This window comes from Archangium minus, from assembly GCF_044360475.1.
Lineage (GTDB): Bacteria > Myxococcota > Myxococcia > Myxococcales > Myxococcaceae > Archangium > Archangium minus.
In genome coordinates this window covers 12,487,959-12,507,342 of sequence record NZ_CP043494.1, presented here as the reverse complement: position 1 = coordinate 12,507,342, position 19,384 = coordinate 12,487,959, and the positions used below count along the sequence as shown (strand labels likewise).

The following is a 19,384-nucleotide window of genomic DNA, read 5'->3' as shown; positions in this document are numbered from 1 at the left end:
CTCCCTGTCCACACGCCTTGATCCGCGCCGTCTCGAAGTCTTCCGCGTGGTCGCCACCACGGGGCAGGTGTCGGCGGCCTCGCGGCTCCTGCACCTGTCGCAGCCAGCCGTCTCCGCGCAGGTGCGCCAGCTCGAGCACGAGTGCGGCCGGCCCCTGCTGGTGCGCACCGCGCGGGGCGTGCGTCTCAACGACGCGGGCCGAGCCTTGTTGGAGTACGCGCAGCGCGTCCACCAACTGCTGGACGAGGCGGCACTCGCCATCTCCACCGAGGAGGAGACGGGCGGAGAGCTGGTGCTGGCGGCGAGCACGACGATCGCCAGCTCCGTGGTGCCCCAGGTGCTGGCCTCCTTCCTCCGCTCCCACCGCGGATTGCAGGTGCGGGTAGAGGTGGGCAACACCACGCAGGTGCTCGCCTGGGTGGGCGAGGGCCGCGCCCCGCTGGGCCTGGTGGAAGGACATGCCCGCGCCGCTCGCATCCGGCTGGAGCGCTATCTCGATGATGAGCTGGTGCCCGTCGTCTCGGCACAGGCTCCGGCGGAGCTGCTGCGGGTGCGCTCGGTGGACGCTCTTCGTTCCGTGCCCCTTCTCTGGCGCGAGCCAGGCTCGGGGACGCGGGCCGTGCTGGAGCGTGCCCTGCGGCGGTCCGGCGTGCGTCGTGGCGCGCAGGCGGGAGATCTGCAACTCGGCAGCAACGAGGCCATCCACGGCGCGGTGATGCTCGGCCTGGGCGTGGGTTTCCTGTCGAGATGGAGTATTCAGGGCGAGCTGGCCCAGGGGCGGCTGCGGGTGCTTCCCGTGCCAGGCTTGCGCGTGGAGCGTGCCTTCTCGTGGGTGCTGCCGGTGGATGCGCCGTCGGGCATCGCGGGCCGCTTCCTGCGACACGCGCGTGCCTCGCCACCGCCCTTGCTGCACCCCTGAGCGCGCCTCACTCCACGAGGTGGAGGCCGATGGCACCCAGGCTCAGGCCCGCCATGCACACCCACAGCGCCAGGCCGTGCGCGAGCGGCCGTATGCCCACGGAGCGGACAGCATCGCGGGTGAGGTTGGCGCCGATGAGGAAGAGCGTCAGCACCAGCGCCTGCCGGGACGCGCTCGCCACCAGGTGCCCCGCGGGCCGCATGGCCGGCACCCAGGTGACGAGCGCCGCCGTGGCGATGAAGCCAAGGATGAACCAGGGGTGCCGCGCCTGACCTCGAGGCTCCGTGGCCTCGTCCTGACGCCTCCGCCACGCGCCGATGACGAGGGTGAGGGGGACGATCCACAGGGCGCGCGCCAGCTTGACCGTCGTGGCCACCTCCAGCGCCTGGGGGCCGTACTGGAGGGCGGCGCCCACCACGGAGCTGGTGTCGTGGATGGCCAGGGCGCTCCACAGACCGAAATGGCTCGCATCGAGCCCCACGGCATGCCCGACGGCGGGAAAGACGAAGAGGGCCACGGCGTTGAGCAGGAACACGGTGCCCAGGGCGACGGAGACCTCGTGCTCCCTGGGGCAGAGCACGGGCACCATCGCGGCGATGGCGCTGCCTCCGCAGATGGCCGTGCCCACGCTGATGAGCAGGCCGGCCTCACGCGAGACTCCGAGCGCTCGGGAGAAGAGGGCGCCGAGCAGCAGACACACGGCGATGCTCGCCACGGTGTAGAGGACACCGTGAGCGCCCACTGCAGCGACGACGCGCAGGTCCATGCCGGCGCCGAGTCCCACCACCGCGAGCGACAGCAGGGTATGCGTGGCGCGGCGAGTCCATTCCACGTAGGGGTTGCCCACGAGCAGCGCCACGAGGATGCCCGCCACCAGGGCAGCACCGGTGGACACGAAGGGGAGAATGCTGGCCACCGCGCCAAGGGGCACCAGGACATGCCCAGCGCTCCAGTGTCGTTGCTCGTCCATGCTCCCAAGGTGCGCCCAGAGCCTTCGGGAAACCAGACGGGAGAGGGGATGAGCCATCAGCTTTTTGGATGGCTCGATGGGCGCTCGCTTTCGCTGCCCGAGCTACTCGCTCCTCGGTTTCTCCTCGGCAGGGCCATGAGCAGCGGGTCTCAGGTGCGCATGATTGCCGATGGCGAGAATGCGCATCGTGCGGATGTCCACGGCATGGACGGTTCTGTCCATGCTGGCGAGGGCTCCCGACGATCCCCACAGTGCGTTCGTCGGACAGGCCTTCTCATCGACAGTGAATCGGATCTGTACCACGCCCGCGGGACCCGGAACGGCCGTGACGGCATAGGAGTCGGGCCGGTAGAGACAGGCTTCTTCGGGACGGGTGCCCTCGGGTGGCTTGGCATCCCCCGGAAGAAAGTCCTCCAGGGCGAGCTGGATGGCCGCAGCCACGTTGCCCTCGAGGCGGAGTCGTCCCTCTTTGGGAAGCGCGGGAGAGGGCTGCATCGGATCCTTCTCCATCAGTCGCCCGTTTCGCACGTCCACTTCGTAAGTAGCTTCCATGTCCAGAGGTGGATCCCACCGGTAACAGGCTCCAGGAGCGAGGGAGAAGTAGACCAGCGTGGTCCCTTCCTTTCCCGGTGCTATCTCTACATCCCAGGACTGGCGCTGGTGGATGCAGATGTCGCTCCGGTTCGCTCCGGTCGGGGGACGGACATTCCACGGGAGGAAATGCTCCATGGCGAGCTGCATGGCCATGGCCTGGGCGCCGGAGAGCTCGAGCTTACCCTCATCGGGCAAGTCCGCTCCGAACTTGAACCAAGCGGCCTCTTCCGCTGGAACGTATCGGACGTGGCTTCGAGCCGTCATACAGCCCGAGAGGGCGCAGCAGAGCATCAGTCCGGCGGCTCTTCCCATGAAGTTCTCCCAATGGAACCGCGAATGCAGGTGGATATTCATGGTCGTACAGGGGTGATGAAGCCCGAGTCCTTGTCCTCGGGTTGGATGTAGCCGATGAGCTTCCAGCTCCTTGCCTGCCGCTCGTAGATCTCGCCGGGCAGAGCATCTCGGATATGAGGTACGAGCTTCTGGATGCGGCAGGTTGTGTCGAACTGGATGCGAACGCGATAGCGCTGGTTTCGTCTACGCCTGTCGGGCTCGCTCATGGGAGAGGATGGCCAGGGATGGCTGTGGAAATCGGCAAGAGGCTCGAGCTGGCCCCGAGAGTCCTTCACCACCGCGGGAGAGAAACAGGATTTCCGTCTGCTCGGGCCCACCATCTCCGCTCTCTTCAAAGGGGAGGGGACGCTTGCGTAGTAGAGGCCGTTCTCGAATGAGTAGATGACGCCGCAGTACTCCTGACCGTATTCGCCCAGCCGTGCCCTTGGCAGCTCCATCACTGCTGGGCAGAGCTGGTCGATGACTTCATCCACATTTCCCGAGGGTCGGATGGACTCCCAGGGGCCACGTACCCAGACGATGTCGGAATCTCCCTCGAAGCCGTAGTCCTTGGTCTCTCCCTCTCGACGAGGGCCGCTGGCGCACCCGATAAGGAACAGCCCCATCAGCGCGGCTTGGAGTGTTATCAAACCCAGTGCCTTGCTCCGGAGCGAGGAGTGCCCGGTTATGTGTCTCATAGGGAGATGCTCCGGAACTCTGGGAGTGGAAGGCTGGTGGATGATGGACCATGAGGACATGAAGGGGCTCCATGGTGATCAGGACGGTCGAGCAGGGGCGTATCAAGAGACTCAGCACCCGCAGTGCGGCGGACTGGATGGTCCGCTTCCTGAGCGTTGAGCCGGCGCCTCTATAAAGTCGCTGGGTGTTGCTACTTGTAGCTACCCCAGGTCCAGGGCCCAGGTGCCGTCCTCCCACCGTTTCAGTGCCTGCTGTGCTTCAAAGGGCACAAGCCCCTGACCTTTGGCGGCTTCTTCCAGAACCGCTTTCGCCTCAGCCGTCTTGTATCGGAGCAGATGCGCGGCGGCCATGACGCGCACATCCATACGCTCGTGTTTCAGCAGCACGAGGAGCGCATCACGCCCGGTATCGCCGTGGGCCAGGAGCTTATCGACTGCGGCACCGTACTTCCTGGCATGCTTGTTTCCGGTCTTTGCGTCTCCCCGCCAGATCGCCTCGGTCTGCGCGGCTACGTTCAGAGCGAACTGCTCGACCAGTTCCTCCAGCTTCATTTGTTACTCCATGAGGTGCTTCTGAAAGAGTTATTCCAAGTCTAATGCCCAGGTGCCGTCCTCCCACCTCTTCAGCGCTTGCCCAGCTTTGAATGAGACAAGCCCCTCGCCCTTGGCGACCTCCTCCAGGACCGCTTTGGCCTCGGCTGTCCGATGGCGGAGCAGGTGCGCGGCGGCCATGACACGCACGTCCAGGCGCGGGTGCTTGAACAGCACGGCCAGTGCGTCGCGTCCGGCATCACCGTGAGCCCGGAGCTTGTCGAACGCAGCGCCGTACTTCTTGGCATGCTTGTTTCCAGTCTTGGCGTCTCCCCTCCAGATAGCGTCGGTTTGCGCGGCTACGTTTTGAGAGAACTGTTCGACCAGTTCCTCCAGCCTCATTACCAGAACCCCTTCGTCACGTTCTCGATGGCCAACAGCCCGAATTCGCGTTGGGCCTCGTACGACTGTGTGCTCAACCACTGCCGCACGGTCAGCTTATCCGAACCTGTGATGCTACGCCGGATTGAGGAGTAGAGCGAGCTGAGGCGGGTGTGGATACCCTTGTCCAACGGAATGATGTTTTCAGTGTTGTGAAGGGCCTGGGCCCCGAACTGCTTCACGTTGCCCGGCGTCTGCTCGACGATGTGGTGCCACTCTTTTCCTGGGCCCGCCGAGCCCATGGCCCTTTTGAAGCTGCTGTACGACCCCCAAGCTCTGAATCCGTTCGGAGAGGCATTGGTTGCGGTGCTGCTCATGGTTTGGGCCGTCATGGCGACAGCACCAGGCGCAAGGGCGATGGTGACGGTCTCGGCGCTCACGACAACCGTCTCCACATCCCCCACCGCCGCGAGGCGGATACCTACCTGAGTTTCCGCCTGCACCGCCGCCTGCCTCGAGCCGGGCAGATTCGGCACTGTCGCGGCCAGCCCCGGCGCCGTGTTGCCGATGGCCGCCATCGCCAGCATGGCGAATGCTCGCGCCGCGTTGCGCCCCATGACCTTGCCGTAGCGCTCGCCCGCTTCGCGTAGCTCGGTGAACGTGGAGGCCCGCTCCGCCTCGTCCATCAGCCGCTTGAAGCCGACGACGAGGCTCCAGAAGGTATCCACCCCCACGTAGGAAATGAGCGTGGCGGTCATCACTGCTGCGAGGCCCTTGGAGATCGTCACGTCGGGAATGGCGATGAGGACCATGTACGTGGTCCAGGTCCAGAGAACCGCTGCCACCATGGCGTGGGGATCGGCCATGTCCTTGAACGCTTCCAGCATCTCGTCCAGCACGGCGCCTCGGGCGAGGGCCATGGCCAGCGCGAATCGGCTATCCCCGTTGACGATGGGGGCTTTCTGTCAGCAGGCGCAGACAGTCTCCGGGCCTGCCGGTGCGCTCGCACCAGCGAAGGTAGGCGCGGGTCAACTCCACTTCCGCCGCCGTTGATTCCCCCTTCAGGTGTTCGTTCGAATCGAGCGGAATGATGCGGCGGCCAGGTGTCTCGTACGTGTACGAACCGCTCCGTGCATCCATCTCGAACAGCCGCCGAGCCGCTTCCTGGGGTCGAGTAGAGGGTTTCGCGTCCCGAGCAAGCTTCGCCACGGCCTCCTCGAATTCGTCGTCGGTCAACCCCACTGGCTCGGTGCCAGCGCGCGGGGTGAATACGAGGGGGTCGGTCTGGCCCGTATCCAGGCGCACGACTCGAGAGGCCGTGCCACACCCGACGAGGAGCGCCATCAACACGGCCGTGCAGTACAGCTTCATGGGGACTCCTCCAGGCCCTGACCACCCTAGCTGACCCTGGTTCCTAGTGGGGTGTCCTACAAGTAATTCGACATAGTCACTGGGGATGAATACTTCTGGTGGATAAGGAGACGCCCCCCGCGACTCATCCACCTCTCACCAGGGGAGAGAGCCTACCTGGAAACATTGGTGGGAGATGGACGCACCGAGCAGCGCGTTGCCCGTCGGGCACGCATCCTGCTGGAGATGGCTGACCCGGCCACCATCGTGTCGGAACTGGCCGACCGGCTTGGTCTGGACCGCACCACCATCTGGGCCTTGTGTCGTCGCTATGAAACTCTGGGTGTAGACGTGGTACTGGATGCTCCCCGCTCTGGCCGTCCTCGGGAGTTTTCCCCCCCTCCAGCGTGTCGAGGTGGAGCGACTGGCCTGCTGTGAGCCAGCGGGCGTCGGCCTGCACATGACACTGGTCTACGCGCAGTCTGGCTCGCGTCGCCCAGCTACGCGGCATCGCTCCCATTTCCCACTCCACCGTCGCGCTCATCCTCCGGGACGCGGACCTGCAGCCCCACCGGTATCGCTACTGGAAGACACCGACTCCCGGCGAGACCTTCCGCCACCAAGCCGCGCGGATTCTCTGGTGCTACGAGCACGCGCAGACACTGGCCCGGCGAAACGAAGTGGTGTTGTGCCTGGATGAGAAACCCAACATCCAGGTGCTGGAGCGCAGGTGCCTCACGCACCCGATGAAGCCGGGGCTCATCGAGAAGCAGGAGTTCGAGTACGTGAGGCACGGCACCGTGAACTTCCTGGCGAAGCTGGTGGTGCATTCCGGCCGGATGCGCGGTTGGTGCCTGGAGCGCAATGACGGGGCCTGCCTGCGAGCTGTTCTCCCCCAAGTGCTTGGGGAGCACGATAATGCGCGCCGCATCCATCTCATCTGGGACGGAGGTCCCAGTCACGCCGCCCAGGAGACACTCGACTTCCTACACAGCAACTACCCTCATGTCCGGGTGCTCTTCACGCCGGCCCATGCCTCCTGGCTCAATCAAGCCGAATTACTGCTGCGTGCCTTCGCTGCGCACTACCTGCAGCGGGGAAGTTGGGCCAGCCGTGACGAGCTCATCGAACACCTCGACGCCAGCTGGCCCGAATACAACCGCCTCTACGCCCACCCTTTCACCTGGTCTTGGACTCGCGCCAAGATGCACGAGTGGGTTGACCGACACCTCTCCTGACTATGTCGAAAAACTTGTAGGACACTCCACTAGGGGGACGGGTCGCAGTCCAGTCCCAAGCCGGTAGCGCACTGGCCCACCTGAGCGGGCGGTTGCTGAGCTTCTGAATGTGGAGGCGGCGGGAATCGAACCCGCCGCCGGAGGCTTCCGGCGACAACGTTCCAGAGCGGTCGAGAGCGGCTTTCGTAAGAGTTCCGACCGCTTACGCCGTCCCCTGCCCCATGCCGAGCTGTGTAGAGAGCGCCCCAGTGCGGGGTTGCTGTAGCAATGTAGCAAGGCACGTCGCAGCGGCCCTGGAGGCCCTGGAAGGGGGCAATCCGGCGCGGGCTGCGGCCCTCCTCGGCCTCTTGCTCTCGTAGGCCCCGCTCCCCACAAGCAGGCAGGGGCTCCACGGGGGCCCGTGGGAGGCGGACAGTAGCGTGTGCCCTGGCGAGGTGTGGCTGGGGAGGGGCAGGTGGGAACGCACGGGTGGGCGTACCGGCGCAGGCAGCCGGAGGGGACGGTGCTGTACGAGGCGGTGAGGGACAACCTGGCCACATTGCTGGCGGAGGCCAGCGAGGTGGGGAGAGGCCTGCCCCGGTACGTGGAGCGGGACTTCGCCAGGTACCTGGAATGCGGAGTGCTGGCGCACGGCTTCGCGCGGGTGCGCTGTGAGAGTTGTAAGGACGAGCTTCTCGTCGCCTTCTCGTGCAAGGGACGAGGGGTGTGCCCGTCCTGCAACGCGAAGCGGGCGCATGTGACGGCGGTGCACCTGGTGGAGCAGGTGCTGCCGCACGTGCCCTATCGACAGTGGACGCTGTCCTTTCCGCATCGGGTGCGGTGGGTGCTGCTGAAGGACGTGGGACTGCTCTCGGACGTCCTCACCGTCTTCCTGCGCGCAGTGTTTGCCCTGCAGCGCCGAAGGGCACGGCGGCAGGGCCTGCGCGGTGGGCAGGCCGGGGCCGTGTCGTTCATCCAGTTCTTCGGGTCGTGCCGTTCATGATGCGTGTACCCCACTCGGACGTCCTGCTCCTGTCCTCTTGGAGGCCGCGCGCCTGGAGGCCACCAGGGTTTGCAAGCGCTTGGCCGTATCTTCGTCAATCTCCAGCCAGTAGACGGCCCGGCGGCTCTCAAAGTCCTCGCGCCGTGCTGGCACCAGGCCTCGCCGTATCCAGCCCCTCACCACCGTGGGGGTGACGCCAAACCGCTTCGCAGCCCCAGTCAGTGAGTAACGTCCATCCGGGTGACGCTCCGGTAAGGGCCAGGCGCGGGGTGCATCCGGGGCCACCAGCACGATGTCATGGTGGTAGCGCACCCACCGGACAGCCAAGAGCGTCCAGCGGGCCCCGGCAGCGGTTCGTATCCCCTCTGCATTCAGCTGCTCAGCCATGTCCTCATCCCGCAGGCCCTGAGCGGCCATGGTACGTATCCGCTCCACCACTGCGTCCGGCGTGCGCAGTTTCTCCCGCTCCGTGGGCCGGGGCACTTGCAGTTGGGTGACGGCGCCGCCCTGCCACTGCACCTGGATGCGGATGGTACGTCTGGGGACATCCACCGGCGTGAGCGCGATGGACTCCACCACCAACCGCAACATTGCCTTCTTGTCTGCAGTCCCAGTCGTGGAGGCACGCCAGACCGAGGGCAAATCCTTCGCCAGTTCACGGATGCGTCGCCGCTCCTGCTCGGACAGTTCAACATGTCGACTGCGCCGGGCTTCCGCGTACCGCCGTTCCACTTCCTCCAATTCTTGCAGCCGCTCTTCCCACTGGCGCTCCAAAGTGCGCGCCACCACCCGGTTCTCCGGTTCAACGGCCTTGTACCGGCGCTCGGCTCGGCGTGCCTCGTAGCGGGCCTGCTCCAAGCGCGCTTGCCACTGCTTCTGCAACTCCTGCGCCTGCGCCCCCACCTCACGCTCTACTGCCAGACTGAGGTCGAGCTCGTCAGGCACCAGGGTCTTCAAAAACAACTCCTCCACGGCTACATCGAGTGGCTCGCCGCATGTCATCCAGCAGAGACTTCTGCCGCTTTGGTCCCTCGCGCCTGGGCAGAAGTAATACCAATGCAGCTGGCCTCTGCGTCCATAACTCGTCCGCATCCGTCGCCCACACCGCCCGCAGAGCAGCAGCCCAGCCAGCAGGGCTCTCCCCTCGCGGGGGGCTCCTGGACTGGCCTCGTGCGAGCGGACGAGATTCTGCCTCAGTTTCTCCTGGTTGGAGAGGAACGTCTCCCAGTCAATATAGCCTGGGTGCGCATCGCGCTTGCACACCGTCCACTCCTCGGGTGCGCGGCCAGCGGCACGCACTCTGTGGATCTCACCCCGCACCAGCACCTTGCTCCGCGGCCTTCGCCCGTAGGCGTACGCTCCGGCGTAGATGGGATTGTGCAAGAGCTCTGTGAGGCGCGTGACTCCAAGCTTCTTCCATTCCACCTCCCCACCTTCCGAAGCAGGGCGCCGAGTAGGGAACACGAGCCCCCTCTCATTCATCCAGCGCACCACGGCACAAGCGCTCGGCTCGACACGAAAGCGCTCAAACACCAGCCGCACCGCTCGCTGAATAGCCTCATCCGGATCCAACTCCAGGCCGCGCTCTGTCCACACGTAGCCCGTGGGTACACGCATGTGCAGCTCGCCTCGACGCGCCTTGCTTTGACGTGCTCCCACCATCCTCAAGCCCAGCCAGTGCAATTCTGCTTCTGACATGGTGCCCTTCAAGTCCAACAGCAACTTGTCGTCTCCTTCGGCTGGGTCGTAGAGCGTGCTCTCGTCGACCACCACCACCTGGGCGACCGCACAGAGCGCCAGCAACCGCTGCCAGTCCACAGAAGAGCGCGCCAGCCGCGACACCTCCAGAGCGAAGATGGCGCCGACCTCCCCATGGGCCACGGCGTCGACCAGCCGTGAGAATCCAGCACGCCCCTCTGTGGACGCGCCACTCTTGCCCTGATCCTCGTCAACGACTTCCACCGCCTCGCGCGGCCAACCCAGCGCCACGGCACGCTCCACCAAGGCGTACTGACGCTTCTTGGACTCAGCGTGCTCAAGCATCTGAGTCGTGCTGGACTGCCTCACGTACACGTAGGCTTTCCTCTGCAGGTGAACAGGTCTCAGCTCGCCCTGACTCATGGCTTTGCCCTCGCTGCCTTGCTTGCTCGGCCTCGGCCACCAGCACGCGGTGCACCAACTTCGCCCACCAGGGCAGAAGTCTCTCCAGCACCTCCGCGCCCGGTATGCTGGACCTCTCGTGCGTCGGCCCCCTCATTCAAGGGCACATGAGACCTCCGCTGCGTGACATCAAGTGCTCGGCGTTCTATGGCTCTCTCCTCCAACCGAGCAGTGACCCAGCCAGCCAGCGCCCGCACAGCCTCCGGCGCCAGCCGGACAGGTCGGCCCTGGTATCTGAGCGGTTTGGGGCGAGGGCGCAGACTTGTCCACTGGATGGGGAGGATGGTGAGCCGCCCATCCTGCAACTCGGCCCAAACCGCGTCCGGGCCATAGCGTCTCAAAACGAGGATGGGCTGCCCGAAGAGCGGGTGGATCCGAAGGGTGATGGTCTCCTCGGAGGAGGCCGTGGACGTGCGATCGACTTCAGTCTGCGTGGCGCTACGGCTCGGCGTTGCAAGTGACGCCGCACTTCCACTCGCTGGTGCCGGACGGCGTCTTCGTGCCGCGGGAGGGCGGCGTGCGCTTCGAGCCATTGCCCCCGCCCACGCAAGCAGAGGTGGAGCGGCTGCTGAGGGTGGTGCGCCACCGGGTGCTGCGCCTGCTGGAGAAAAGAGGGGCCCTGCCCGCGCAAGGGCCCGAGGACGCGCTGCGGGCATATCAGGCGCAGTCGCTGCAGCAGCGGCTGCGCTGGACGGAGGTGGACGTGCGGCCCCCTCCCCGAAAGCAGCCCCGATGCGCCTTCCTGGAGGGCTTCTCCCTACACGCCAACACGCACCTTCACGCCAACGACAGGCAGGGGCTGGAGCGGCTGTGCCGCTATGGGGCGCGTGGCGCGCTGGCGCTGGAGCGCCTGTCGCGAATGGAGGATGGCCGCATCGCCTACCGCATGAAGCGCCCGCTGCCGGACGGCACCACGCACCTGCTCTTCACCGGGCTGGAACTGTTACGGCGTGTAGCGTCCCTGGTACCTCCGCCTCGGGCAAACCTCACGAGGTTTCATGGCGTCTTCGCTCCAGGCGCGAAGCTCCGGCCATTTCTGGTCCCCCAAGCAGGTGTGGAGGAGGCGAGCGTGGCGCCCCAGGCAGTGGCCAGGAAGGAGCCGGAGAAGGAGAAGACGCCGCGAGTGGACTGGGCTGAGTTGCTGAGGAGGACGTTCGACCTCGACGTGTTCGCCTGCGTGAGGTGTGGAGGCAGGCGGCGGGTGTTGGCGTACGTGACAGCACCCAGCGGGGTGCGCTGCATTCTGGAGCACCTGGGACTGTCCACGCGGCCTGCGAAGCGGGCCCGGCGCAGGGGCCACCCCAAAGCGCGTGGTGCTGAGCCAAAGCAGGGGCTGCTGCTCCCAGCACCCCTGCAGTCCTCATCCGGTGCCGCGCCCCGCCAGGGAAGGTGGCCTGGGCCAGGCAGGCGTGTGTCCGCTGGAGATGAATCGGTTCTACGCCGGCCCGGCGTGCGCTTCATGGGCTACCCGTCCGCGGCCCTCACCTCCCGCTCACCTCCCGCCCTCTACCCCCAACAGGGCTCCTGTCCTTCCTATACGTCACCCGGTAGACGCAGGGGGCGTTGATGCCGGGCAGGAGGGACCCTCTCCCGACGTGTACCGGGGCATCGTTGACGTGTCTCTGACGTGTCAACGCGCGGGGAGGCCAGGCTCACCCACGAGCACCGCCTCGACACGCGATGTCGTCCCATCTACGTGCCAACCCCTCGTCACCTCTGTCCGGAAACTCAGACCATCCGGTGGCGGAGCTCGCCGATTCCACCGATGCGGATGCGCACTTCGTCCCCGGGCTTCAGGAACTCACCGCGCGCCATGCCCACCCCAGCGGGCGTGCCGGTGGCGATGACATCCCCCGGCCGGAGCGTCAGCCGCGTGCTCAGATAGGCCACCTGTTCGGCCGCGGTGAAGATGAGGTTGCGGCTCGTCGAGTCCTGCTTCAGGCAATCATTGACCCAGAGTTCGATCTTCATGTCGTCCGGGTCCGGAATCCGCTCGCGCGGGGTCAGCCAGGGCCCCATCGGACAGGCTCCGTCGAAGCACTTCTGGCTCAGCCAGTCATAGGCGAAAGGTGAGCCTGCCGGAACGTTGGCACGCTTCAAGAAGTCACGCGCCGACAAGTCATTGATGATGGTGAAACCAGCCACATGCTCCATTGCGCGCTCGACGGGCACGTCCCGGGCCGGCATGCCGATCACCACGGCGATCTCCGCCTCCCAGTCGACGCTGCGCGAGTAGGCAGGCAGGGGAATCTCCGCTCCGGGCCCGACGACGCAGGACGCGCTCTTGAGGAACTGCCACGGGGCGCGTCCTTGCCCTCCGGGGTGAGCACTTCGGCCCACGTCTCACTGGGGCGCAGCAACAGTCGTCCCTGGAAGCACCTGGACATGACGAAGTAGTACCCCTCCCCATCCCCCTGCCTGCGCTCCGCGCAACAGGATGCACCTCGCGGGCCAATCCTCAAGACCTCGGAAAGACTTGGAGAGCGCCAGGTTCACCGTCCACGGCCTCCCATGCGAATTCTCTGACACCATCTCTGGCGCACCCGAGGGCACGCGCGGTGTCGAGGATGCCTACCGGTGCGGAGCGTTCACCGTGGTGAGCCCACCGTCCACGACCAACTCGGTGCCGGTGGTGAAGGTCGCGTCGAAGGCGAGGAACAGCGCCGCCTTCGCGACCTCCTCCGACGTGCCGATACGGCCCATGGGGGTGACGGTGTTCCCCTCCTGCTCGAAGGCCGCCAGTTCCTCCTTCGAGGCCTTGGCCATGGCCAGCGTCGGCGTCTTGATGAAGCCCGGGCTCACCGCATTCACGCGGATGCTACGGGGCAGCAGCTCCGCGGCGAACACCTGCACGAACGAGCGGACCGCAGCCTTCGAGCCCGAGTAGACGCTCATGCCGGGATAGCCCATCACGTTCGATACCGCGGTGGTGAACACGAACGAGCCGCCCTCAAGGACCAGCGGGGCCAGCTTCTGCGCCGTGAAGTACGCCCCCTTGGTGTTGACGTTGAACATCTCGTCGTACTCCGCCTCGGAGACCTTCCCCAGCGGCGCGAGCTGCGCGACGCCCGCGTTGATGAACACGAAGTCCACCCGGCCGAGCTTCTCCTCGACGGCGCGGGCCAGCGCGTCGATGTCCGCGAGGCTCGACGTGTCCGAGCGCACCACGTGCGCCCGGGGGCCGAGCTCGCGGCGCGCCGCCTCGAGGTTCTTCTCGCTGCGTCCCGTGAGCAGCACCTCGGCGCCCCCGTCGAGGAGCGCCTTCACCGTGGCGAGCCCCATTCCAATCGTCCCGCCCGTCACCACTGCCTTCTTTCCCGCGTACCTGTTGTCCATGGTGTTCTCCTAACGTGTCGTTCAGCGTGGGTTGTCTTGGAAGGATGGGGCCCGGCACGTCGGCGGAGAGCCCCTGCTCCTCGCTGGCATGCACGAGGTGCCCGAGCCCCACCTGGCTGATGCCGGGGGGGAGCTCGGGAGAATCGGTAGTCACCGGGTGCGTTCGAGCCCGCCCACAGTGCCTCCGGCGCCCCCGGGCGTTCGCGCACGGACCGACGGATTCGAAGCACGTTCCGATGGGGACGTCCGGGGAGCACCCGGAAGAACGCCATAACGGCCCCCGGGCGCCGGAGGACATTCGCGGTTAGAAGCGCATGCCATGAGGACCCAGGAACAGGCCACCTTCGCCCCGCCCTTCATCCGCGACATTCCCCCTCCGGCGCCACCGAGGGAGGAGCACCGGGCCCGGCTCGGACTGCTCGTGGACCTGCGCACGACGCCGCCCGGGACGGTCTCCTTCGAGCCCCTGCCGGACCACCGCCTGAAGATTCACGCGGGAGCCCCGGTCCGGGGCGAGTGCCGCTCCACGCGGTTCGTCTACACGCGCGGCGACATCGACATCTTCCCGGCCGGGAAGTCGGACGTCTGGGAGGAGGAGACGGCGAACACGTCGCTCATCGTGCGGCTCGCCCCCGCGCTGCTGCGCCGTGCCGCGGAGGACATGGGAATGAACCCCGACCGTGCCGGGCTGGCGCCGCGCCACCACATCCGGGACGCGCGCATCGAGCACATCGCCTGGGCCCTGGAGTCGGACCGCGAGGAGGGGCACCCGGGCGGGCTGCTCTACACCGAGAGCCTGGGCATGGCCCTCGCGTTCCACCTGCTGGGCCGCTACCCCGCGCCGCTGGAGGGCACGCGCGGCCTGTCCGGGGCGCAGCTGAAACAGGTGACGGAATACATCGAGGAGCACCTGGATCGGAACCTCTCGCTGGTCCGGCTGGCCGGCGTCGCGGGCATGAGCGAGTCGCACTTCCGCGCCCTCTTCAAACGCTCCACGGGGCTGCCGGTGCACGAGTACGTCGTCCAGCGCCGGGTGGAGCGCGCCAGGACGCTGCTCCTGCGAGGAGAGCTACCCGCCAGCCAGGTGGCCCTGGAGGCGGGTTTCTCGCACCAGAGCCATATGGCCCGGTGCATACGGCGGGTGCTCGGCGTGACGCCCAGGTCCCTGGTGCGGGGGGCGCGAGCGCGGTGAGCGGAGTCCCCGGGTGTCAGTGCTGGTGCCCCAGCTTCATCTCGCACGCCGCGCGGGCCGCCGGCGGTGAAGGTGCCGGGATCCACGTCGTGCTCCCAGCCCCAGCGCATGTGGCTCGCGTCACCCACCAGCAGCACGGGGGAGCTCCGTGGGGAGCAAGCGCCGTGACACCTGGGGCCTCGCGGGCTCCCCCAAGCAGGTGTGGAGGAGGCGAGCGTGGCGCCCCAGGCAGTGGCCAGGAAGGAGCCGGAGAAGGAGAAGACGCCGCGAGTGGACTGGGCTGAGTTGCTGAGGAGGACGTTCGACCTCGACGTGTTCGCCTGCGTGAGGTGTGGAGGCAGGCGGCGGGTGTTGGCGTACGTGACAGCACCCAGCGGGGTGCGCTGCATTCTGGAGCACCTGGGACTGTCCACGCGGCCTGCGAAGCGGGCCCCGGCGCAGGGGCCACCCCAAAGCGCGTGGTGCTGAGCCAAAGCAGGGGCTGCTGCTCCCAGCACCCCTGCAGTCCTCATCCGGTGCCGCGCCCCGCCAGGGAAGGTGGCCTGGGCCAGGCAGGCGTGTGTCCGCTGGAGATGAATCGGTTCTACGCCGGCCCGGCGTGCGCTTCATGGGCTACCCGTCCGCGGCCCTCACCTCCCGCTCACCTCCCGCCCTCTACCCCCAACAGGGCTCCTGTCCTTCCTATACGTAGGGCATCTACGCCGCTGCGGAAGTGGCGCTGGAGCACCTGCACGGAGCCCTGGGCGTCCCCAGGGAGAGCACGGTGCTGCAGGGCCAGTCCCTGGGGTCCGGTGTGGCGGTCGAGATGGCGCGCAGAGGGCTCGGAGCGCGCCTGGTGATCCTCACGCCCTACACTTCCATCGTGGACATGGGGGCGCGGGTGTTCCCCTGGCTGCCAGTGCGTCTGCTCGTGAGAGACCGCTTCGACAGCGCCGCCAAGGCCCCCGAGGTGAAGATGCCCGTGCTCATCGTCCACGGGACCCGGGACGAGGTGATTCCCGTGGACATGGGCGGACACTGGGCCGCTTGTTCCCTCACGCCACCGTGCGGCTCGTGGAGGGGGCGACCCACAATGACGTGTTCTACACGCCGGGTGTCCTCCAGGAGCTGGTGCGGTTCGCGCGAGCAGGGGCGTCACACGTGGACACGGACCACCCCGAGCCTTGAGCAGCGAGGTGTGCCACCGGCGTCGGAGCGTCCGCGCCCCCCATGTCTGTCTTGACCCTGCCCGGACTGAGGTCCAGCTTCAGAAGGAACGCGTGAGGGGGGCCATACAGAGCCCCCCTCACGCTCATCAATCAACTTCGATCGCCATCTTGAGGGCGTACTCGCCGTTCGCTCCCGTCAACAGCGGGAAGACCCGTGTCGCAGCCGGCTGCCCGAGCAATTGCAGCAGGTCATTCCGTTCGAAACGGATCGAACTCGAGCCAAGCAGCTCATCGGTGCCGGGTTTGTCCTGCTCCTTGCCCAGGATCGACACCTGAAGCCCGGCCCCCGGATCTCGCAGGTCCAGCTGGACCCGCGGATTGTACGTGTGAATCTTTCCGGTTTTGATCTTCTTGGTGACACCCACGGGCTTCGAGTCCTTTGCGCCATTGTCCGCCTTGCAGCTGAACTCGAAGTAGACCTCGTCAAGCTCTCCCCTTTCGCTGGTGTCGTTCAAGCAATGGAATCCTACCAGCTCGAGCTTCACGCTCTGGATCGGGCGGGTGATGTCGACCGTCCACTCACGGAGCTCTGTCTGGCGCGTCGTCAGACCGTAGTGGTCGGAGACATCTCGGCCCGGGCTCGACTGGAGGATCTCCACCCGCGTGTCAGTATGGACTGGCCAGAACTTCGTCCCACGATGGCTCAGGAAGTAGTCGATGCGGTGCCCGATCTTGTGGCGCTCGGGATCGTCGGGGAGACGATTGCGAGCGCCCTCCGCGAAGGAGCTTGCCTTGTCGAAGGTAATACCCAGGCTTCCATCGCCACTCGTGAGCCACAAGTCCAGCGGCTTGTCCAATTGAGTCAGCATCGCGTTGTAGAGGATGGAATTGCCGCCGTCCGTGTTGAGGTCGCCCATGATCAGCGCTGGACGGTGCGGGCTGCTGTAGGCTCGAGCAAAGCTGGACAGATGGTCGTATTGGTTCTCGAGAGCATCTTGGGCGTCATTGCCCGTCCCCTCCGATGGGTTCTGGGCGTGAGTCAGGAACAGATCGTACGTGGTGGGATGGTTCGGCGGAGCGATGCGCGCGTGGAAGACGCCCTTCGCTCCCAACCCGTCGTGTCCAATGGCCTCGCGGTAGATCGTCCGATGATGGGCGACGATCGGGTGCTTGCTGAAGAGCAACAGCCCTCCATCCTCGATGATGCCGAACTCACGTAGCCCATCTAGAGAGTGGCGGTAGATGGAGGCGAGCTCCTTCTTCATCCGCTCACGCTCCTTGTTCCTGAAGCACTCGCTCAGGCCGACGACGTCGGGCTGGGTACGGCGCAGATAGGAGATCAGCACATCGACAGCCTTGTCGGGCTCCGTCCCCTTGTAGTCCTCGATGATGGGGATGTTGCGCAGCAGGGCCATGTTCTGCGCGAAGAAGGTGAGCGGCGCCGCGATCGAGCGCACGCGCAGCGAGCCGTGTTGGAACTGGCAGCTTTCGCCGCCCGGGGTGGTTTGCACATCGCTGATGGGATAGCCGAGACTGCTGCGCTCGGCGCCCATCTCCTCCCAACGACTGAGAATGTCGCCGTGAATCGCGTGGGCGTCCGTTTGGGGATGCCAGTAGATCGCGCCGTGCTTGTAGCGCCGGCTGCGGCCAACACGATCCGCGTTTGGTTTTTCGGTTCCTACCGGCGCGCCCAGGAGACCCTTGGCGCCACCGAGCGCGGCGTGCTTGTCGTCGATTATGCTCATGGTGATTGTCCCTGTTTTTGTTTGATTTGAGTGCGGAAGCGCACCCGCTTTCTGTACCCAGACCAACTGGGGTGCCTCGCCCAGAACGTGCAGCAATGACATCACGGGTGACAGGCGCCAGGATGGATCCGGCTTGCCTCGCGCCTGCACCTGTTGGAGACGTGTCCCTGACGTTGTGATACCTTGCGCGGCAGCGCGGCCATGGAGCCAGCACGCCTCACGTACGAGCAGCCTGCTCAGCGGGGGAGCGCGCACCCGCACGCAAGGGGAGCGGCCGGCGAGTTGCGCCGCTCGGAAATGGGAGGGGCACGTCACCTTGCCCGAGGGCGGACGAGCCCGGCAGGTGAACTGCCGGCCAGCGGTACATGCTCCCTCGAGCGGGGGCGGAGCCGGGGCTGGAGGAGGAGAGCCCGGCCCAGGCTGCGACGGTGGAGTCGACGATGGAGCGCACGCCGCGATTGGATTGGGCGGGACTGCTGCGCCGGACGGAAAGCGCTGGATGTCTTCGCCTGCTCTCGGTGTGGAGGCCGCAGGAGGGTGCTGGCATACCTGACGGCCCCCGCTGGGGGGCGCGCCATTCTGGAGCACCTGTCATTGCCCTCGCGGCCTGCGAAGCTGGCCCCGGCACAGGGTCCACCCCAGAGCGCGTGGTGTTGAGCCCAAGCACCCTCAGTGACCTGGACGCCCACTCCCCTGCTGCCTGCCGCCTGGCTGGGCCGCTTGGGCCGGCATGTGCCCCGAGGGGCGGCACAGCCTCTGCTCCGGCCCGGCGCACAGCCCTCGTGTCACCCTCCATCGGCCCTCCTCTGCCCCTCCGCTCTCGTCCTCGCCTTCAACGGACCGTCCATCTTTCTTACACTTCGCGTGTTGCCAAATTAAAACTTACGTGTTTTCCTGCTTTTCGCCTGGGGTTGCTCCTGGGGAGGGGCGCGCGGTCGCGGCTGGAGCCCCCAGGCGGCAGCGTCCACCTCTTGTAGTCCTTCGAAAAGGAAATCCCCATGCGTAAGCTTTCCATGGCGTTGATAGCCGGTGTCGCCCTCGTTGGCTGCGGTGTCGACCCGGAGGCCGAGAACCAGGAGATCGTCTCCAACCTGATCGAGGCCGGGTTTCCGGCCAACGACATCATCGTTGCCGACGGTGCCGTGTGGGCCGCGACGCTCACGTGACCCTCGAGGCGTCCCGCGAGATGCTCCAGGCCCCCGCGGGAAGTGCTGAGCAGTACCGCACGACCAACCTCGTCGGCACGAGCGTGACGAAAATCTGCGTCAACCCCACCTCCACGTTCAACAGCTACACCAACCTGAGCCAGGGTCTCGACTAGGCCATCGCCAACTACAATGAGCGGGGTCTCCGGATCACCTTCGCGCGTGGCCCGACCACCGGCTGCACCGCGAACATCACCGCGCAGACCATGTCTGGCACCGGCGGCTCCGCGGGCTTCCCCTCGGGCGGCCTGCCCTACGGGACCATCAACATCGGCACCGGCCTGGAAAGCTACAGCGTTGACGTGAACGAGCACGTCATCACCCATGAACTGGGCCACGCGATCGGTTTCCGCCACTCGGACTACTACGATCGCAGCATCAGCTGTGGCAGCGGCGGCAACGAGGGAGATGCTGGTGTGGGCGCCATCCACATCCCTGGGACGCCGACCACGGCCACCGTGGGCGGGTCGATCATGAACTCCTGCTTCCGGGCGACCGAAACCGGTGAGTGGACCAGCTCCGACATCACCGCACTGGATTCCCTCTACTCCAGCGGCGGTGCGGTCGCGAGCTGTTCGAGCTACAACTTCACGTCCTACCGC

General features: G+C 66.3%; 19 protein-coding genes, 1 tRNA gene and 1 pseudogene. 9 read left to right on the top strand and 12 right to left on the bottom strand.

Features of this window, described 5'->3' with window-relative positions; translation table 11 throughout:
• Positions 1–4 precede the first annotated feature (4 nt).
• Positions 5–919: a LysR substrate-binding domain-containing protein gene (locus F0U60_RS51460; protein ID WP_395825827.1), complete on the top strand. Its 915-nt coding sequence runs from the start codon at positions 5–7 to the stop codon at positions 917–919.
• 7 nt (positions 920–926) lie between these two features.
• On the opposite strand, the gene F0U60_RS51455 is transcribed toward F0U60_RS51460, so the two are convergent.
• The 7 genes from F0U60_RS51455 to F0U60_RS51425 form a co-directional block, all read right to left on the bottom strand.
• On the bottom strand, positions 927–1,889 hold the full coding sequence (locus F0U60_RS51455) for a YeiH family protein (protein WP_395811879.1): 963 nt from the start codon (positions 1,887–1,889) through the stop codon (positions 927–929).
• Positions 1,890–1,991: 102 nt separating this feature from the next.
• The gene (locus F0U60_RS51450) at positions 1,992–2,678 is read right to left on the bottom strand and encodes a hypothetical protein (protein WP_395811878.1); all 687 of its coding nucleotides are present in this window, start codon (positions 2,676–2,678) and stop codon (positions 1,992–1,994) included.
• Between the two features lie 155 nt (positions 2,679–2,833).
• The gene (locus tag F0U60_RS51445; protein ID WP_395811877.1) at positions 2,834–3,574 is read right to left on the bottom strand and encodes a hypothetical protein; all 741 of its coding nucleotides are present in this window, start codon (positions 3,572–3,574) and stop codon (positions 2,834–2,836) included.
• Between the two features lie 141 nt (positions 3,575–3,715).
• Positions 3,716–4,066 carry a DUF2019 domain-containing protein gene (locus F0U60_RS51440; RefSeq protein ID WP_395811876.1) on the bottom strand — a complete coding sequence of 117 codons (351 nt, stop codon included), beginning with the start codon at positions 4,064–4,066 and terminating at the stop codon, positions 3,716–3,718.
• A gap of 30 nt (positions 4,067–4,096) precedes the next feature.
• Complete coding sequence (locus F0U60_RS51435) at positions 4,097–4,447, bottom strand: DUF2019 domain-containing protein (RefSeq protein WP_395811875.1); 351 nt, start codon at positions 4,445–4,447, stop codon at positions 4,097–4,099.
• Complete coding sequence (locus F0U60_RS51430) at positions 4,447–5,325, bottom strand: hypothetical protein (RefSeq protein WP_395811874.1); 879 nt, start codon at positions 5,323–5,325, stop codon at positions 4,447–4,449. Before F0U60_RS51430 ends, F0U60_RS51435 begins: the two co-directional genes overlap by 1 nt.
• A 37-nt stretch (positions 5,326–5,362) precedes the next feature.
• Entirely contained in the window at positions 5,363–5,797 is a 435-nt protein-coding gene (locus F0U60_RS51425; RefSeq protein ID WP_395811873.1) for a hypothetical protein, read from the bottom strand.
• A 225-nt stretch (positions 5,798–6,022) separates the two neighbouring features.
• On the opposite strand from F0U60_RS51425, the gene F0U60_RS51420 reads away from it, so the two are divergent.
• On the top strand, positions 6,023–6,214 hold the full coding sequence (locus F0U60_RS51420; protein WP_395825824.1) for a helix-turn-helix domain-containing protein: 192 nt from the start codon (positions 6,023–6,025) through the stop codon (positions 6,212–6,214).
• Positions 6,215–6,258: 44 nt separating this feature from the next.
• Positions 6,259–7,014, top strand: a complete 756-nt coding sequence (locus F0U60_RS51415) for an IS630 family transposase (RefSeq protein WP_395825820.1) — start codon at positions 6,259–6,261, stop codon at positions 7,012–7,014.
• Positions 7,015–7,124: 110 nt separating this feature from the next.
• Here F0U60_RS51415 and F0U60_RS51410 read toward each other — a convergent pair.
• Positions 7,125–7,227, bottom strand: a tRNA-OTHER gene (locus F0U60_RS51410).
• A gap of 241 nt (positions 7,228–7,468) precedes the next feature.
• Between F0U60_RS51410 and F0U60_RS51405 the strand changes: the two genes are divergently transcribed.
• Positions 7,469–7,996: a transposase zinc-binding domain-containing protein gene (locus tag F0U60_RS51405; protein ID WP_395811872.1), complete on the top strand. Its 528-nt coding sequence runs from the start codon at positions 7,469–7,471 to the stop codon at positions 7,994–7,996.
• Here the strand turns inward: F0U60_RS51405 and F0U60_RS51400 are convergent.
• Complete coding sequence (locus F0U60_RS51400; protein WP_395811871.1) at positions 7,991–10,117, bottom strand: recombinase family protein; 2,127 nt, start codon at positions 10,115–10,117, stop codon at positions 7,991–7,993. The genes F0U60_RS51405 and F0U60_RS51400 overlap by 6 nt on opposite strands.
• Positions 10,118–10,613: 496 nt before the next feature.
• Here F0U60_RS51400 and F0U60_RS51395 point away from each other — a divergent pair, with 496 nt between their 5' ends.
• Positions 10,614–11,723, top strand: coding sequence for a transposase (locus F0U60_RS51395; RefSeq protein ID WP_395811870.1), 1,110 nt, complete (start codon positions 10,614–10,616; stop codon positions 11,721–11,723).
• Positions 11,724–11,884: 161 nt separating this feature from the next.
• Here the strand turns inward: F0U60_RS51395 and F0U60_RS51390 are convergent, their stop codons facing one another.
• Positions 11,885–12,496, bottom strand: coding sequence for a fumarylacetoacetate hydrolase family protein (locus F0U60_RS51390; RefSeq protein WP_395811869.1), 612 nt, complete (start codon positions 12,494–12,496; stop codon positions 11,885–11,887).
• Between the two features lie 231 nt (positions 12,497–12,727).
• Positions 12,728–13,492, bottom strand: coding sequence for an SDR family oxidoreductase (locus F0U60_RS51385; RefSeq protein ID WP_395811868.1), 765 nt, complete (start codon positions 13,490–13,492; stop codon positions 12,728–12,730).
• A 319-nt stretch (positions 13,493–13,811) separates the two neighbouring features.
• On the opposite strand from F0U60_RS51385, the gene F0U60_RS51380 reads away from it, so the two are divergent.
• The 3 genes from F0U60_RS51380 (at position 13,812) to F0U60_RS51370 (ending at position 15,851) form a co-directional block, all read left to right on the top strand.
• Positions 13,812–14,684, top strand: a complete 873-nt coding sequence (locus F0U60_RS51380; RefSeq protein ID WP_395811867.1) for a helix-turn-helix domain-containing protein — start codon at positions 13,812–13,814, stop codon at positions 14,682–14,684.
• Between the two features lie 216 nt (positions 14,685–14,900).
• The gene (locus tag F0U60_RS51375) at positions 14,901–15,152 is read left to right on the top strand and encodes an ATP-dependent helicase HrpA (RefSeq protein WP_395811866.1); all 252 of its coding nucleotides are present in this window, start codon (positions 14,901–14,903) and stop codon (positions 15,150–15,152) included.
• Between the two features lie 558 nt (positions 15,153–15,710).
• The gene (locus tag F0U60_RS51370; RefSeq protein ID WP_395811865.1) at positions 15,711–15,851 is read left to right on the top strand and encodes a hypothetical protein; all 141 of its coding nucleotides are present in this window, start codon (positions 15,711–15,713) and stop codon (positions 15,849–15,851) included.
• A gap of 127 nt (positions 15,852–15,978) precedes the next feature.
• Here F0U60_RS51370 and F0U60_RS51365 read toward each other — a convergent pair whose 3' ends face one another.
• Positions 15,979–17,577 (bottom strand): endonuclease/exonuclease/phosphatase family protein, encoded by a 1,599-nt coding sequence (locus F0U60_RS51365; protein WP_395811864.1) that lies wholly within the window; start codon positions 17,575–17,577, stop codon positions 15,979–15,981.
• A 998-nt stretch (positions 17,578–18,575) separates the two neighbouring features.
• Here F0U60_RS51365 and F0U60_RS51360 point away from each other — a divergent pair.
• Positions 18,576–19,330: pseudogene (locus F0U60_RS51360) on the top strand (zinc-dependent metalloprotease); the annotation flags it as partial.
• Positions 19,331–19,384: the final 54 nt, after the last annotated feature.